The organism is Sphingomonas sp. CFBP8993, assembly GCF_034044895.1.
In the GTDB taxonomy this organism is placed as follows: domain Bacteria; phylum Pseudomonadota; class Alphaproteobacteria; order Sphingomonadales; family Sphingomonadaceae; genus Sphingomonas.
Window position 1 is genome coordinate 1 of sequence record NZ_JAXCWU010000008.1, and the last position, 15263, is coordinate 15263.

The following is a 15263-nucleotide window of genomic DNA, read 5'->3' on the forward strand; positions in this document are numbered from 1 at the left end:
AACCGAAAACCGCTCACTTCAAGGAGCCAATTCCTGCACATCACATATTCAAGTGGATATGTAACGAGACATACGAACTGGCTTATTGCTTATTAACGATCTCCGAGCACCTTGAATGCCCAGAACAACCGCCAAGCCGCCGCCCGCATGTCCCTTCATCTAAATCACAATGTCAAAGAGCCGACAACAAATCACCGGCAACACCTTACCACCCCGTTCCCAGGGCTTCCAGCGCGCCAGTCTGTCGTAGCTGCACCGGTCAGTCGTTGCGACCACCGCTGCGGTGAAACCCCTCTAGGCGGACACCCGATTCCCGTCAACAACATTTTTCACACCAATGACACTTTTCCTCCAAAACATCGTCACACACTCCCCCTAACTTCCCCAGCTCGCCGACCTCGGAGGCTGTCATACGGTCAGCGCAGCCCCCTGCCCCCGCCCATCGATCAGCAGCGTCCTTCGACACCGGTGCCTGCGGGCCGCAATTCAGAGGCTCGGCTATTCCCGCCGTGTCGGCGTCGACCTTATTCTGTAAAAGCTCGCTTACAGTCCGGGGCACGAACGAGATGAGCCATTATCATGTGCGGGTCGTTGTCGGCCCCTATGGCTACTCGACCTATCAGGGCAGCAGGCCCCGGACGCCCCGTCACCCGCTTTCCCGCTGCGCCATCTGGGTGTGAAAAAGCGGGACACATGCCGTCACTTCGCGTGGAGGAAACCGTATGACGGTGGCCACGCTATCGCACCATGGGCGCTACGACTATCGGCCGATCGTCGGGCGCGCCGACTATTCGTGGCCCGAGAACCGCCGTCTGGCGATCTATCTGGGCGTGAACCACGAAGTCTTCGCGTTCGGCGAGGGACTGGGAGCGACGCTGGCGCCGTCCAAGACCGAACCGGACGTCATGAACTTCGCCTGGCGTGACTATGGCAATCGGGTCGGCGCGTGGCGGTTCAGGGAGATGTTCGACCGGCTCGAACTGCGGACCACCGCGCTCGTCAACGCCGCGATCATCAGCCAGTGTCCGGGGCTTGCCGAGGCATGCCGGGATCGGGGCGACGAAATCGCCGCGCACGGGCATAGCAATGCGGAGGCCGAGGGGGAGCAGAGCGAGGACGAGGAGCGTGCGATGATCGCCAACGTGCTCGAGGCGTTCGCCGGGATCGGTGTTCGCCCGCGCGGCTGGCTGGGTCCCTGGATTTCCGAAAGCCACCGGACGCCCGATCTGCTGGCGGAGGCCGGATTCGATTATGTCCTCGACTGGGCACATGATGACCAGCCGACGCGACTGAGAACCCGCAGCGGCAAGGGCATCCTGTCGATCCCCTATTCGCAGGAGATCAACGACATTCCTTCGATCATAGCCCGCCAGCAGGAGGCGGTGACCTTTGCAGGCATGATCGAGGACAATGTCGAACAACTGCTGAGCGAGTGCGATCGCCGACCATCGGTCCTGGGTATTGCCCTCCATCCCTATATCATGGGGCAGCCGCACCGCGCACTGCATCTGGAACGCGTTCTGACCCGACTGCGGGAGGCGGACGACCCGCGCATCTGGTGGACGACGGCGGGTGCCGTGGCCGAACATGTCGCCGCTCTGGGACATCCAGACGTCTGATGCTCCGTGCCTCGCCGTCGGCCGGTGATCAGCCTGGCCGGTTGGCAAGCACCGCGTCGAGCAGCCCCGGAAAGCGCTGGTCAAATTCATCACGGCGCAGCGTATTGATCATCTCGCGCCCCGCCTGCCTCGTCTCGATCAGCCCCGCAGCGCGCAACAGCTTGAGGTGATTGGACAGCGTGCTCTTGGGGATGGAGTCGCACGGTGCTGCATCGGTGCAACTCAGCCGTTCGGTCGCGGCCAGCCGTGCCACCATCGCCAGGCGATTGGAATCGGCCAGCGCGTGCAGCGCCAGATCGAGGGGAACGTCCTCCAGCCGGGGATGGGTGAAACGGGGCATGAAGCCGATATAGGGCAGACGCGCCATTTTAATAGTTCGGCATTATTGAACTATTAAAGCCTAACCCCATCTCCTGCCTGCCGACAGCGCACGATGCCGTGATCGCGGGCCCTATGTCTTGGAGAATATACATGTCGCTTGCAGGCAAAAAAGCGCTCGTCACCGGTGGATCGCGCGGCATCGGAGCGGCCATCGCCAAGCGGTTGGCGGCCGATGGCGCGACTGTCGCGATCACCTATGCGGGCAACACGGCCGCAGCCGACGCCACCATCGCGGCGATCGAGCGTGCCGGCGGCACCGCCTTCGCCTTTCAGGCCGATGCCGCTGATCCGGACTCCCAGCGTGGTGGTGTCGAACAGGGCGCCGCCGCGCTCGGCGGGATCGATATCCTGGTCCACAATGCCGGGATCGCCGAATTCTCTACCCTGGCCGAGGATAGCGACGACACCTTCGATCGCCAGTTCGGCGTCAACGTGAAGGGTCTGCACGTAGGCACGCGCGCCGCCCTGCCGCATCTTCGCGATGGCGGGCGGATCATCCTGATCGGCAGCATCTCGGGCGAAATGGCCTTCCCTGCGACCACCATCTATAGCGCGACCAAAGCAGCCGTGGCGGCGCTGGCGCGCGGCTGGGCCAAGGACCTCGCCCCGCGCAACATCCTGGTCAACACGATCCAGCCCGGTCCGATCGACACCGACATGAACCCCGCCGACAGCGAGTTCGCGACCCAGGTCCTGGGCGCCATCCCGCTCGGTCGCTATGGCAAGGTCGAGGAAGTGGCGGGCGCGGTCGCGTTCCTTGCCGGGCCGGACGCCAGCTACATTACCGGCACGACGCTCAATATCGACGGCGGTGTGACGGCGTAAGTCGTAGGCGGCCCCTTCCTCTCTATGGGAGGGGCCGCGCGTCGGGCTCCCCCCATGATAGTGTCCGTGGCGGCTCGCGCATGGCATGGGGCGGACACGCATGGCGTCCGCTACGTTTACAGGCGGCATCGGAAGCCCAAGCCGGAGTGTTCCCCATCTTCAATCTCGTCTTTGCTGTCCCCGCGCTGATCGTCCTGGCTCGCTGGCTGTCGCCCTTGCCGGTGCCCATCTGGGCCAAGATCCCCGTTGGGCTGCTGATGCTGGCCGCCTCGCAATTCCATTTGTGGAGCCGCTTCTCGTCCGGGTCGGTCTTCGCGCCGGAGTTCTCCCGCCCGGTCGTGATCCTGTTCAACTGGGCGTTCGGCGCGCTGGCGTTGCTCGCGGTGTTCCAGCTGGTGGTCGATCTGGGGGCGCTGGTGACGATGCTCGTTCGTCGACAGGCGATCCGCGAACCAGCGACGCTGCGTTACGCCATCGCCGCGCTGGCGGCCGGGTTGGCCGCGCTTGGGGTGGCCAATGCCTTGCGCGTGCCACCGGTCCGGGACGTGACGGTCGCGATCCGCGACCTTCCGCCAGCGTTCAACGGCTATCGGATCATCCAACTGACCGATCTGCACATCAGCCGCCTGTTTACCGCCGAATGGGCGCACGCGGTCGTCGAGCGGAGCAACGACGCCGGAGCCGACCTGATTGTCGTGACCGGCGATTTCATCGACGGATCGGTCGATATGCGCCGGGACGACGTGGAGCCGTTGCGCCGCCTGCGCGCGCCCGACGGGGTCTATGCCATTCCGGGCAATCACGAATATTTCTTCGATTATGATGCGTGGATGCGGCACCTGTCGGGCATGGGGTTCCGCATGCTGACCAATGCCCATGCGGTCGTCGAACGCGGTGGCGATCGGCTGGTCATCGCCGGAGTGACCGACCTCTCGGCACCCAGCGTCGGCCAGGCCGGACCCGACCTGACCCTCGCGCTCCGCAACGTCCCCGGCGATGCGCCGGTCATCCTTCTCGACCACCAGCCCGGCAAGGCGCGTGATGCCGCCGCGCAGGGCATTGCGCTTCAGCTGTCCGGCCATACCCATGGGGGCATGATCCGTGGGCTCGACCGGCTTGTGGCTCGCGGCAATGCCGGGTTCGTGTCGGGTCGTTACGCCGTGGGTGACATGACGCTCTATGTCAGCAACGGCACCGGCCTGTGGCCGGGCTTCGCGCTGCGACTGGGCGTACCGTCCGAGATCACGCGGTTCACGCTGCGGCCGATGCCGTAAATCGGGGCCAGCGCATCGTCGGCAATCCGACTTTATAATCAGGAATTTGCAACCCGCCGCATGATCGCGCAGGAGGGAAGACGCACGGGGACGCTTTAGGGGGATTGAGAATGAAGCGTCGGGTTCTGGGGCAGTTGCCGCTCCTTCAGGAACACCGGGCCTTGGCCTATGCGCTGAGCCTGTTGCTCTGCGCTATCGCCTGGTGGATACGCTGGATGCTTCATTCGGCCTTCCCGCCCGGCTTTCCGTACCTGACATTCTTTCCTGCGGTCATCCTCACCTCGTTCCTGTTCGGCCGCGGTCCGGGCGTGGTTTCGGCCGTGGTCTGCGGGATACTCGCCTGGTATTTCTTCATTCCACCGATCCACACCTTCGACCTGTCGGGGCGGACGCTTGTCGCGATCGGCTTCTACACCTTCGTCGTTGCCGTCGATATCAGCCTGATCGACGCGATGCAGCGCGCGTATCGGCGGACGGCGCGCCTGGCGGCCGGGCAACGGCGCCTGGCCGAGCGCACGGAGCTTTTGTTCAACGAGCTCCAGCACCGGGTGTCCAACAATATCCAGATGGTCGGTGCCATGCTGTCGCTGCAACAGAGACAGGTCACCGATCCGATCGCCCGCATGATCCTGACCGATGCGTCCAAGAAGCTGCAACTGATCGGGCGTATCCAGCGACAGCTTTATTCGACCAGTGGCGAGCAGGTGCCGCTGGACATATTCCTGCGCGACCTGATGGCCGACCTGTTCGCGGCCGATGCCAGGCCGGGTATCAGCCACCGGATCGACGCGGTTTCCGGCATCCTTCTGCCCCCCGATGCCGCGATCCCGCTCGCCCTCATCATGGCGGAGGGTATCGCCAACGCGATGGAGCATGGCTTTGCGGGCAAGGAATTCGGCACGGTCGTCGTGAACCTTACCCGCCGGGACGGGACGACCGAGCTTTGCGTCATCGACGACGGGGCCGGACTGCCGCCGGAATTCGCCCTCGCTCGCTCGGAAAGCCTGGGCCTGAAGCTTGTGGCCAGCCTCGCGCGGCAGATCGGGGCGCAGCTCAGCATCGAAAACCGGCCCTCGGCCGGGACCATCCTGCGCTTGGTCCTGCCCGACAATAGTGGTCGGGATGGATCGGCTGACGCGGGGGGGTGAGAAACGATCGTGGCTCGAAACCAGGCGTCGAGCCGTTGTCCCGATACGCCTAACGAGGACCAATCGAAGCTGCTGCATCCGCTGCGCATGATATCCGTAATCGGCATGACCTCGCCGTTCATCGTCAGCGCCGCGGACCTGGAGATCGGCTATACCTTCGCACATAACCTTACGCTGACGATCGGCTCGCCCCCACCGCGACCATACCGATCTGTCCGATCACCGGCGGCACCGCCGATGGACAGGTCTATCCGCGCAACGGCGGCTTCTACTACACCCGCCTGCGTGTAAAATACTAAGCCCGTGGCAGTGGGGCGGGTTCACCCCGCCCCACTGTCCGATCAGTCCAGGCCGGTCAGTGCGAGCGTCGCGAAACTGGCCAGCCAGTGCTCGCCCATATAGTCGCCGGACACAGCCTCCAAGGCGGCGTCCATGTGCCGGGCGGCGGACTCCTCCAATATGGCGGTGAGCGCCGGCGGCAGCGTCTGGGCCAACGCCCGCATCGCCCAGGCACGGCTGAGGTTCAGGCCGTCGAGATGCGCGATCTGTCCGTCGCTGCGGTCGCTGACCTCGGCCGGGGTCAGGAGCGCCGCTGGCTGGCCTCTGGTCAAGTCCGGCAGGAAGCCAGCAAACCAGTCGCCAAACGCGTCGGCGGGCAGCAGGCGCTGCATCGCCATCGCCTCCACCAGCACCGGGGACAGGAAGTCCTGCCCACTCGGCTCCCATGCCTGGGCGGCGCGGTCCTTGCCATACCAGCGGCGGGCACAATCGGTCATCGTGGCGCGCATCGCATCGTCGCCTGCCACCCGCGCATAGCGGTCGGTCAGGACCAGCGCGAAGGCGGTATTGGCATGCATCCCGACCCGCACCGGATAGGTCAAGAGCGGCAGGAAATCGTGCCACCGCGTCGCAAAGGCTTCCGCCAGCGGCCGCAGGGTGGCGGCATGCGGGCTGCCCGAGACGGTCAGTTCGCTCGCCAGCATCATCAACCAGGCCCAGCCATAGGGCCGCTCGAACCCTCGCGACGCGGGCCGATCGAGATAGGCGCATTCGACCTCGACCTTTTCGGGCGTGAACGCCTCGGCAAACAGCGCGTCGATCTCGGCCGCTTCGCCAAGGGCAGGAAAGCGGTGGCGCAGCCGTGCCAGCAGCCAATATCCATGGACGCAGCTATGCCAGTCATAGCTGCCGTAGAAGATCGGATGCGCGACGCGCGGCACATAGGCATCCGCATCGCTGGTCATCACATGGTCCGCCTTGTGCGGATATTCGCGGGTCACATGGCCCAGGGCGATACGGGCGAAACGGCTGGCGAGATCGGGGGTCATGCTGTCTTTCCGGGGAAGGCGCAGAGCGTCAGGACGATGATGTTGAAGACGAGCAGGATCAACGCGGTCGGCCACTGGACGCGGATCACGCCGAACCGGTCGCGCAGTTCCAGGACGGCGGCGGGCACGATGTTGAAGTTGGCTGCCATCGGCGTCATCAGCGTCCCGCAAAAACCGGACAGCATGCCCAGGGCCGCGACCGCCGCCGGATCTCCGCCGAAGCGGTGGATGACGATCGGCAATCCGATCCCGGCGGTCATGATCGGAAAGGCGGCAAAGGCATTGCCCATCACAATCGTGAACAGGGCCATGCCGATGCAATAGGCCAGGGTCGCGGCCAGCGGCGTATCCAGCGCCACGACACCGGTCACGCCGTCCGCCACAACGGTCCCGACCCCCGCCATTGCAAAGACCCCGCCCAGCGCCGCCAGCATCTGCGGCAGGACCATCGCCCATCCGATCGCATCCGATAGTCGCCGCCCCTCCGCCACCGCGGCACCGCCCGGCGGGCGGGTCAGCAGGATAGCGAGGCCCAGGGCGACCACGGCACCGACCGCCAGCGCGACAAGCGAAACCTGTTTGGGATCGATCACCGGCATACCGGCGATGATGCCATCGGGGATCAGCAACGTTCCCGCCAGCGTCACGGCCGGCAGGGCGAGCGCGGGCACGAACAGGCGATGGCCCAGCCGTGCAGCCCCGGCGCGAGCGAGCCCCGCGTCATTGGATGCGATGGCCGAGGGACGCAGCCCCCAGGTCGCAAGGCCGACGAGAACCAGCACCAGCATCCCGGCCACCAGATCGGGAAGCCAGACGCCCGGCCCCAGCAGGACCGCGAACACGCCCCAGAACGCCGCATTGCGCCACCGCGTCGGCGAGACCCGGTCCAGCGCATGATGCGCCGCGACGGCCGCAGGCAGGGCCGCCGCCGCAAAGCCCAGCGCATCCAGCCCGATCATCGGCACCGCGCCTTTAAACGGCGATCAAGCAGCAGCAACCGGATGCCATGGACGATAAATGCCATGATCGCGGTCGGGATCGCCCATAGCGCGACATCCAGTGGCGCGACCACGACCCCCTCCTGCTCCAGCACCGCACGGATCAACAGGATCGAGCCGATCGCGATGAACACGTCCTCGCCGAAGAACAGGCCGATATTGTCGACCGCCGCCGCCTGCGCACGGATATCGTCGCGCAAGTCGGGGTCGAGCGCGGGGTCGCCATCACGCGCCGCGACGCCTTCGACCATCGGCGCCACGATCGGGCGGACCATCTGGACATGCCCGCCCAGCGCGTTGAGGCCCAACGCAGCGGTCACCTGGCGCACCGCCAGATACCCCAGCAAGACACGCCCGACCGTCGCCCCGCGCAACCGCCCGACCAGCGCGCGCGCATGGTCGCGCAAGCCCGCCCGTTCGAGAAGTCCGATGGTCGGCAGCGCCAGCCAGGCGACGGCCATGAACCGGCTGGAGACGAAAGCCTTGCCGATCATCGCCACGACTTCGACCGGCCCGTGGCCCGCCGCCGCCGCGCTGGCGAAGGCGGCAATCGTCACGACCAGCAGCGGATTTACGCCCAGCGCAAAGCCGATGACGATGATCGCGATCCCCGACAGAACCAGCATCGCGTCGCCCCTTCCCTACAGCGTCGCGGCGGCGCGCGCCGCCTGGTTGTAATGGCCCGACAGCCGACGCAGCAGGGCGGCGGCCGCCGACAGCGCCTCGGCATCGGGGCCGTCCGCATCGACAGCGGCGGCCAGCACATGCTCGCGAATATCGCGATACCCTGTGCAAAAGTCGCGTCCCGCCTCGGTCGCCAGCAACAGCTTCTCCTTGCCCTCGCGATGGGTCGCTATCAGCCCGGCCTTTTCCAGCTTGCGGATGGCGTAGGTGACCAGGTGCGTGTCCTCGATGTCGAGGACCAGCGCGATGTCGGCGATACGCTTGGGCCGATCGCGATGACGGACGGTGTGGAGGATCAATACCTCGAGCGGCGCAAGCGCCAGGCCGGTCGCGGCAGCGCAGCGGGCCATCCAGCGCTGATAGGCGGCGGCCGCCAGCGTCAGGCTGAACTCCAGCTCCGAGAGCGCGGGCACCGAACCATCGGCAAGGTGCGCCGACGATACGATCGCGCGCCGTTCATTAGCCATATGCCCTCCAGTCCCGACCGACGATCGCGCTGGCCAGCCAATCTGTCAACATGTACACGATGATTCGTCGATAAATTACATACAAGGCTTATGCGATGCGCTGGTCGTTCTGGATTGATCGTGGCGGCACCTTCACCGACATCGTCGCGCGGGCACCGGATGGGGCGATCACGACTACCAAGCTGCTCAGCGACAATCCCGAACGCTACGACGATGCGGCGGTGGCGGGTATCCGCCAGCTGCTGGGCCTGGCCGACGATGCCCCCCTGCCCACCGACATGATCGCGGAGGTCAAGATGGGCACGACCGTCGCGACCAACGCGCTGCTCGAACGCAAGGGCGCCCGCACGCTGCTGGTGGTCGACCGGGGCTTTGCCGACCTGCTCGCGATCGGCAACCAGGCGCGACCGCGCCTGTTCGACCTGGATATCCGGCTTCCGGTGCCGCTTTATGATGCGGTGATCGAGATTGGCGGCCGCATCGACCGCGACGGAAATATCGTCGTGCCGCTCGACGAAGCGACGACGGCCGAGGCCCTGGCCGCCAAACGCGCGGAGGGGTTCGAAGCGGTGGCGATCGCGCTCACCCATAGCTGGGCGCACCCCTCCACCGAAGTGCGTGTCGCCGAACTCGCCCGCGCGGCAGGCTTTGCGCAGGTGTCCGCCAGCCATGCGGTCAGCCCGCTGATCGGCCTCGTCTCGCGCGGGCGGACCAGCGTCGTCGATGCCTATCTGTCGCCGGTGTTGCGCCGCTATGTCGACCGGGTTGCAGGCGCCCTCGACGGCGTGCCGCTGCACTTCATGCAGTCGAACGGTGGTCTGGCCGAGGCGGCGGCGTTCCAGGGCAAGGACGCGATCCTGTCCGGACCGGCCGGTGGTGTCGTGGCGGCGGCGCGCACGGCGGAGGCGACCGGGATCGACCGTGTGATCGGGTTCGACATGGGCGGCACCTCGACCGACGTCACCCTCTATGCCGGGCGGTTCGAGCGTGTGCTGGATGCCGAGGTGGCTGGCGTGGAAATGCGCGTACCGATGATGGCGATCGACACGATCGCGGCCGGTGGCGGATCGATCCTGCACTATGACGGCGCACGCTTCCGCGTCGGCCCCGACAGCGCGGGCGCCAATCCCGGCCCCGCCTGTTATCGTCGCGGCGGACCGCTGACCGTCACCGATGCCAATGTCCTGGTCGGCAAGATCCAACCGACGCATTTCCCGGCGGTGTTCGGGCCGAACGGTGACGAGCCGCTGGATGCCGAGGCCACCGCGCGCGGCTTTGCCGCACTCGTCGCGCAGACCGGCATCACGGACCCGCGTCGGATCGCGGAGGGCTTTATTGAGGTGGCGGTCGCGCAGATGGCCGCCGCGATCAAGCGTGTCGCGCTGGAGCGCGGCGAGGATGTCTCCGGCTTCACGCTGCAATGCTTCGGCGGCGCAGGCGGACAGCATGCATGTCGCGTCGCCGAGACGCTGGGCATGTACCGGGTGCTGATCCATCCGCTGGCCGGGGTGCTCTCCGCCTATGGCATGGGTCTCGCCGACCGGATCGCCATTCGCCAGCGCTCGGTCGAACGACCGCTCGGCACGCCGCTCGGCGACATCGCGGACGCGCTAGGCGAGGCCGCCGAGGCGGAGGTCGGGGCGGGGGCCGAGCGGGTCGCCACCGTCAACCTGCGCTATGCGGGGACGGATACCGCGCTGGGCGTCCCCTTGGGCGATGATAGCGTAATGCGCGACGCGTTCGAGGCCGCGCACCAGACCCGTTTCGGCTTCGTCAGCCCGGACCGCGACATCGTCGTCGACAGCCTGCTGGTCGAGGCGAACCTGCCCGGCGCACCAGTTGCCCCGCCACGGCTTGCCCCCCGGCACGGCCCCCTGCCCGCCCCGATCGCGACCGTCACCGTCTGGACCGGTGGTGCCGAACATACGACGCCGATCCACGACCGCGCCGACCTGCGGCCCGGTGATCGCATCACCGGCCCGGCGCTGATCCGCGAAGCCATCGCCACGACGATGGTCGAACCAGGCTGGACCCTGGAGGTCGATGACGGCGGCGCGCTGATGCTCCATCACAGCGGGGCTGCGGCCCGCGCCGAACCCGACCCGGCGATTGCCGATCCGGTTCAGCTCGAGCTGTTCAACACCCAGTTCATGGGCATTGCCGAACGCATGGGCGTGGTGCTGCGCAACACATCCAGCAGCGTCAACATGAAGGAACGGCTCGACTTTTCATGCGCACTGTTCGACGCGGCGGGGCGGTTGATCGCCAATGCGCCGCATGTGCCCGTCCATCTGGGCGCCATGGGCGAAAGCTTGCGCGCGGTGATCGCCAGCCGGGGCGCGACGCTGAAGCCCGGAGATGTCGTCGCGCTCAACAACCCGTTCAACGGCGGCACCCACCTGCCCGACGTGACGGTCATCGCACCCGTCTTCGACGATGCAGGCAAGGCAATCCGCCTCTTCGTCGCCAATCGTGGCCATCATGCCGATATCGGGGGCCTCACCCCCGGATCGACGCCGCCCCAGTCCAGGACGCTGACGGACGAAGGCGTGGTGATCGACGACTTCCTGCTGGTCGATGGCGGCACCTTCCGCGAAGAGGCGTTTCGCCGCCTGCTCGCCGATGCACCCTATCCGGCGCGCAGCCCGGATACCAATGTCGCCGACATCAAGGCGCAGCTGGCGGCCAACGCCACCGGCATCGCCGAGCTGAACGCCCTGATCGCCGCGCGCGGATGGCCGATGGTGGACGCCTATATCGGCCATGTCATGGACCATGCCGAGGAAAGCATCCGCGGCGTGCTGTCCCGCCTGACCGACGGGTCGTTCGATTATACGATGGACGACGCCACCCCGCTGAAGGTCCGCGTCACGGTCGACGCGGTGACCCGCAGCGCCACGATCGACTTCACCGGCACCGGCCCAGCCAGCCCTGGCAATTTCAATGCGCCCCCTGCGGTCACGCGCGCGGTGATCCTCTATGCCTTTCGCTGTCTGGTCGGCGCTGACCTGCCGCTCAATGAAGGCTGTCTGGCGCCGCTGACCATCGTCATTCCCGATGGCTCCTTCCTGTCGCCGCCGCGTGGCAGCGCGGTCGTCGCGGGCAATACCGAGGTCAGCCAAGCGGTCTGCAATGCGCTGCTCGGGGCGCTGGGCGCGTGCGCGGCGGCGCAGGGGACGATGAACAACTTCCTGTTCGGCAACGAGCGCTATCAATATTACGAGACGATCTGCGGCGGTGCCGGAGCCGGGCCGGGCTTTGACGGCGCGTCGGCGGTGCATACGCACATGACCAACACGCGGATCACCGATCCCGAAATCCTCGAACTCCGCTATCCCGTCCGCCTCGACCGTTTCGCGATCCGCCGTGGATCGGGAGGCCAAGGCGCAACGCGGGGCGGTGACGGGGTTATCCGGTCGATCACTGCGCTGGAGGCGATGACGGCGACGATCGTCGCATCCCGCCGGACGATCGCCCCGTTCGGCCTTGCCGGGGGTGGCGATGGTTCGACCGGGGTCCAGCATGTCCAACGGGCCGATGGGACCAGCCATGGCCTGGCCGGTGTCGATCAGGTGGCGCTGGAGGCAGGCGACTGCCTGACCATCCAGACCCCTGGCGGTGGCGGCTTCGGCCTCTCGGCGGACGGATAACGCCGCATGATCCCGTAAGGCGAGGCTGGAACCTTTCGCGGCTAAGGGGGTGCCGATCGCCGCAGCGATGTACTCGAACCGGATTATCGCTCGTGAAAAATACATGGTCCGAATGCGGTTTCGATTCGTTTCGACGATGTCCCGAACAGGAGAGAAAAATATGCTGTTTCACACGATGGTCGGATCGAACGACATCGAGCGATCGAAGCGCTTCTATGACACGGTGCTTGGCACCCTGGGCGTCGGCGAACCGACACGAAATATCGCCGACAGCGGCCATATCCGGCTGATCTACAACAATGGCAACGGGACCAACTTCATCGTCAGCCAGCCGATCAACGACGAGCCGGCGACCATCGCGAACGGCAGCACCGTTGCATTTGCGTGCGACTCGCCGGAACAGGTGAAGCGGTTTCACGACGTCGCGGTCGCCCATGGCGGCACCTCGATCGAGGCTCCGCCCGGACCGCGGAACACCGCCAGCATGGGCACGATCGAACTCGCTTATGTCCGTGATCCCGATGGCAACAAGCTGTGCGGGATTCACTTCCCTAAGTAATCAGGCTTATCCGATATCGGCCTGCCGGCGCTGCCCGTTCTCATTCTGAACGGGCAGCAACGCGGTTCCAAGAGGATGCAGATGGCCAGACGTTGGGACGTTGATCGCCGCATCCGTCAGGCGTAACGCTCCATCATGACCCGCAACCGAACTTGGCGAAAAGCCCTGATCGCCTTGTTCGTCGCGATCGTGGCCTTCACCGGCTATCACGCGGTTCGAACAGTCAGCGATGCCATCTATTGGAATGCGCACCGCGACGAACCGATCGAGCCGTGGATGACGATCGGCTATGTCGCCCATTCCTATCACGTGCCCCCTCATGTGCTTCATGCCGCGTTGGGCCTGCCGCCGCACCCGGACCGGCGGCCGCTGGCCCGGATCTCGCGCGACAGCGGACTGTCGATGACGCAGATCGAGGCACGACTGACCTATGCGATCGTGCATGTGCGGCCCCCCTACCCTCCGCCGGGCCCACCCCCGCAACCGATCATGCCATCGCGATCATCGTCGTCCGCCCGATGACCGACCAACTGCTCGAACTGCTGACGACCTACGGGCTGCCAGCGCTTTTCGTCGCGATGGTGCTGGCCGCGGCGGGTATGCCGTTTCCCAGCTCGCTGACATTGGTCGCCATGGGCTCGTTCGTCGCGCAGGGGGAATTGTCGTTCTGGCCGGTGATCTTCGCCGGTTCGGCCGGGGCCATTGTCGGCGATCAGATCGGTTATGCCTTCGGGCGATATGGCGGGCGACCTTTGCTCGCGGCGGTCACGCAACGCATCGGCGGGGCGGACAAGGTCGAGAAGGCCGAGGCCCATTCGCGCAAATGGGCGGGCTGGGGCATTTTTTTCAGCCGGTGGCTCATCGGACCGCTGGGGCCGTGGATCAACGTCACCAGCGGGCTGACGAATTATCCCTGGGTGCGGTTCATCGTCCTCGACATTGCGGGCGAAGTCCTGTGGTTGTTGATCTACGTCTCTCTCGGTCGCGCCTTCAGCGACCAGGTTCAGACGATCGCAAGCCTGCTCGGGAACCTGACATGGGTGATCGTCGGCCTGCTCGCGGCCATATTGCTCGGCTGGAAGCTTTTCGGCCGCTCCCAGACGGCCTCCGGAGACACGGAATAACGGCCGAGCCATCCGGCGAATGCACGCCGTGTCGGTCGGACGCGAAGGCGCGGCCGATCGGACTTAACCGTCCGCCAGACCATGCCGATTGGCCTCGGCGATCATGCTTGCCAGACGCTCGGCATCCTCAGCGACCCGATCGTCGTCTAGTTCGCGCCGCAGCCACCGCAATTCGTGAAGCTTGCCGCTGTCGTCAAGTTCCCCGCATCCGACCCGCTTGCCATAGTCCAGCAACGCACAAGTCGCACCGGGAACATGCTGCCGGACGATCTGCTGCACCCGATCGATAACATACTCGCCGGTTCCTGCAATTTCTGTCATTTCATCCTTCCATTCGGTGCCATGACGGCACCCGTGTTTCGGCTCGTAAAGCCGCCCATGTCCGTCGATCCGATGCCGGACGTTTTTTGATTTGTATTTCGGTCGGGGCGATCGACCGGCCGGTATCAGCGCTGCTTCTTGGTGATGGTCGCGGTGAAGTCCGGATCCTTCTTCGCCACCCAGTCCACGAACTTCCGCACGTTCGGATTGTCGAGCAGGCCAGCGACATTCATGCCATGCCGCTGCAACTCGGAGTTGGTGAAATTGGCGGTCAGCGTCTGCTGGCAGATCGGATGCATCGGCACGACGTCGCGGCCACCGCGGCTTTTGGGGACAGGATGGTGCCAGACAATGGTCTTGCCCGTCGGCCGACCGCACAGCCAGCATGGCGTCGGCTCAGCCGGAACCTCGTCTTCCTGGGGAAGGTGATCATAGGGATCGTATTTCGAACGTCTGGCCATAACTCGATCTAACTGCCTCGATTGCCGTGGCCTGTAGCAAAGCGAACGGCGGCATCATATGGAAAGCTGGGCGCAGGAGCCTCCACTCGAACGGCACGATACCGCGCCCGAGAAGCCCCGCAGGATGGCTACGTCAGATGCCTTAACGAGACGCCGTTCCCATGCTCTCCCGGTGCTGCGGCTGTGGCGTAACGAACATGATCATGTGCACGCGCATAGTGGTGATGGCGGGCGAATTGCCCTCCCCCCGACGGGCATACTACCGACCTAGAACTTCCGTCATGACTGACGAAGCGTTGGTTAGCATGTCTTCTTTGAAGGCATTTATATCCGCTGCATCCATGCAGCATAAATCAAGGCTGGAACGAAGTCACTTTAATCGTTTGCAAAGCCTTGGTTGGTATTGGGTCCCCCGATAAAAAAA

Annotated in this window: 16 protein-coding genes; 9 read left to right on the plus strand and 7 right to left on the minus strand. The window is 65.4% G+C overall.

All coding sequences use genetic code 11. The features are described from left to right. The first annotated feature begins 509 nt into the window (after nt 1-509). Both SOM26_RS17630 and SOM26_RS15775 read left to right on the plus strand, forming a co-directional pair. Nucleotides 510-680, plus strand: coding sequence for a hydroxyisourate hydrolase (locus tag SOM26_RS17630; RefSeq protein ID WP_414712078.1), 171 nt, complete (start codon nt 510-512; stop codon nt 678-680). A 42-nt stretch (nt 681-722) separates the two neighbouring features. Next, nucleotides 723-1619, plus strand: a complete 897-nt coding sequence (locus SOM26_RS15775; RefSeq protein WP_320453676.1) for a polysaccharide deacetylase family protein — start codon at nt 723-725, stop codon at nt 1617-1619. Between the two features lie 28 nt (nt 1620-1647). Here SOM26_RS15775 and SOM26_RS15780 read toward each other — a convergent pair whose 3' ends face one another. Continuing rightward, a complete protein-coding gene (locus SOM26_RS15780) occupies nt 1648-1959 on the minus strand; it encodes an ArsR/SmtB family transcription factor (protein ID WP_320453783.1) in 312 nt (103 codons plus the stop codon). A gap of 131 nt (nt 1960-2090) precedes the next feature. Between SOM26_RS15780 and SOM26_RS15785 the strand changes: the two genes are divergently transcribed. From SOM26_RS15785 to SOM26_RS15795, 3 genes are all read left to right on the plus strand, one after another. Beyond that, entirely contained in the window at nt 2091-2825 is a 735-nt protein-coding gene (locus SOM26_RS15785) for an SDR family oxidoreductase (protein ID WP_320453677.1), read from the plus strand. 146 nt (nt 2826-2971) lie between these two features. Then, nucleotides 2972-4099: a metallophosphoesterase gene (locus SOM26_RS15790; RefSeq protein WP_320453678.1), complete on the plus strand. Its 1128-nt coding sequence runs from the start codon at nt 2972-2974 to the stop codon at nt 4097-4099. Between the two features lie 110 nt (nt 4100-4209). Next, nucleotides 4210-5247: a sensor histidine kinase gene (locus tag SOM26_RS15795; protein ID WP_320453679.1), complete on the plus strand. Its 1038-nt coding sequence runs from the start codon at nt 4210-4212 to the stop codon at nt 5245-5247. Between the two features lie 341 nt (nt 5248-5588). On the opposite strand, the gene SOM26_RS15800 is transcribed toward SOM26_RS15795, so the two are convergent. Genes SOM26_RS15800 through SOM26_RS15815 form a run of 4 tightly spaced genes read right to left on the minus strand, consistent with a single transcriptional unit; the run spans nt 5589 to nt 8724 of the window. After that, nucleotides 5589-6575 (minus strand): DUF2891 domain-containing protein, encoded by a 987-nt coding sequence (locus SOM26_RS15800; protein WP_320453680.1) that lies wholly within the window; start codon nt 6573-6575, stop codon nt 5589-5591. After that, entirely contained in the window at nt 6572-7534 is a 963-nt protein-coding gene (locus SOM26_RS15805) for a 5-oxoproline transporter, DUF979 family subunit (RefSeq protein ID WP_320453681.1), read from the minus strand. The genes SOM26_RS15800 and SOM26_RS15805 overlap by 4 nt, the downstream gene beginning before the upstream one ends. Beyond that, nucleotides 7531-8199: a DUF969 domain-containing protein gene (locus SOM26_RS15810; protein WP_320453682.1), complete on the minus strand. Its 669-nt coding sequence runs from the start codon at nt 8197-8199 to the stop codon at nt 7531-7533. Before SOM26_RS15810 ends, SOM26_RS15805 begins: the two co-directional genes overlap by 4 nt. Before the next feature lie 15 nt (nt 8200-8214). Further along, complete coding sequence (locus SOM26_RS15815; protein WP_320453683.1) at nt 8215-8724, minus strand: winged helix DNA-binding protein; 510 nt, start codon at nt 8722-8724, stop codon at nt 8215-8217. A gap of 95 nt (nt 8725-8819) precedes the next feature. On the opposite strand from SOM26_RS15815, the gene SOM26_RS15820 reads away from it, so the two are divergent. From SOM26_RS15820 to SOM26_RS15835, 4 genes are all read left to right on the plus strand, one after another. After that, nucleotides 8820-12374 (plus strand): hydantoinase B/oxoprolinase family protein, encoded by a 3555-nt coding sequence (locus SOM26_RS15820; RefSeq protein WP_320453684.1) that lies wholly within the window; start codon nt 8820-8822, stop codon nt 12372-12374. Nucleotides 12375-12534: 160 nt separating this feature from the next. After that, a complete protein-coding gene (locus SOM26_RS15825; RefSeq protein WP_320453685.1) occupies nt 12535-12933 on the plus strand; it encodes a VOC family protein in 399 nt (132 codons plus the stop codon). A gap of 135 nt (nt 12934-13068) precedes the next feature. After that, nucleotides 13069-13455 (plus strand): hypothetical protein, encoded by a 387-nt coding sequence (locus SOM26_RS15830; RefSeq protein ID WP_320453686.1) that lies wholly within the window; start codon nt 13069-13071, stop codon nt 13453-13455. Then, entirely contained in the window at nt 13452-14057 is a 606-nt protein-coding gene (locus tag SOM26_RS15835; protein WP_320453687.1) for a DedA family protein, read from the plus strand. Before SOM26_RS15830 ends, SOM26_RS15835 begins: the two co-directional genes overlap by 4 nt. Before the next feature lie 63 nt (nt 14058-14120). Here SOM26_RS15835 and SOM26_RS15840 read toward each other — a convergent pair whose 3' ends face one another. Together SOM26_RS15840 and SOM26_RS15845 are read right to left on the minus strand one after the other, a co-directional pair. Next, complete coding sequence (locus tag SOM26_RS15840) at nt 14121-14378, minus strand: hypothetical protein (protein WP_320453688.1); 258 nt, start codon at nt 14376-14378, stop codon at nt 14121-14123. Nucleotides 14379-14503: 125 nt separating this feature from the next. Continuing rightward, nucleotides 14504-14839: a hypothetical protein gene (locus SOM26_RS15845; protein WP_320453689.1), complete on the minus strand. Its 336-nt coding sequence runs from the start codon at nt 14837-14839 to the stop codon at nt 14504-14506. Nucleotides 14840-15263: the final 424 nt, after the last annotated feature.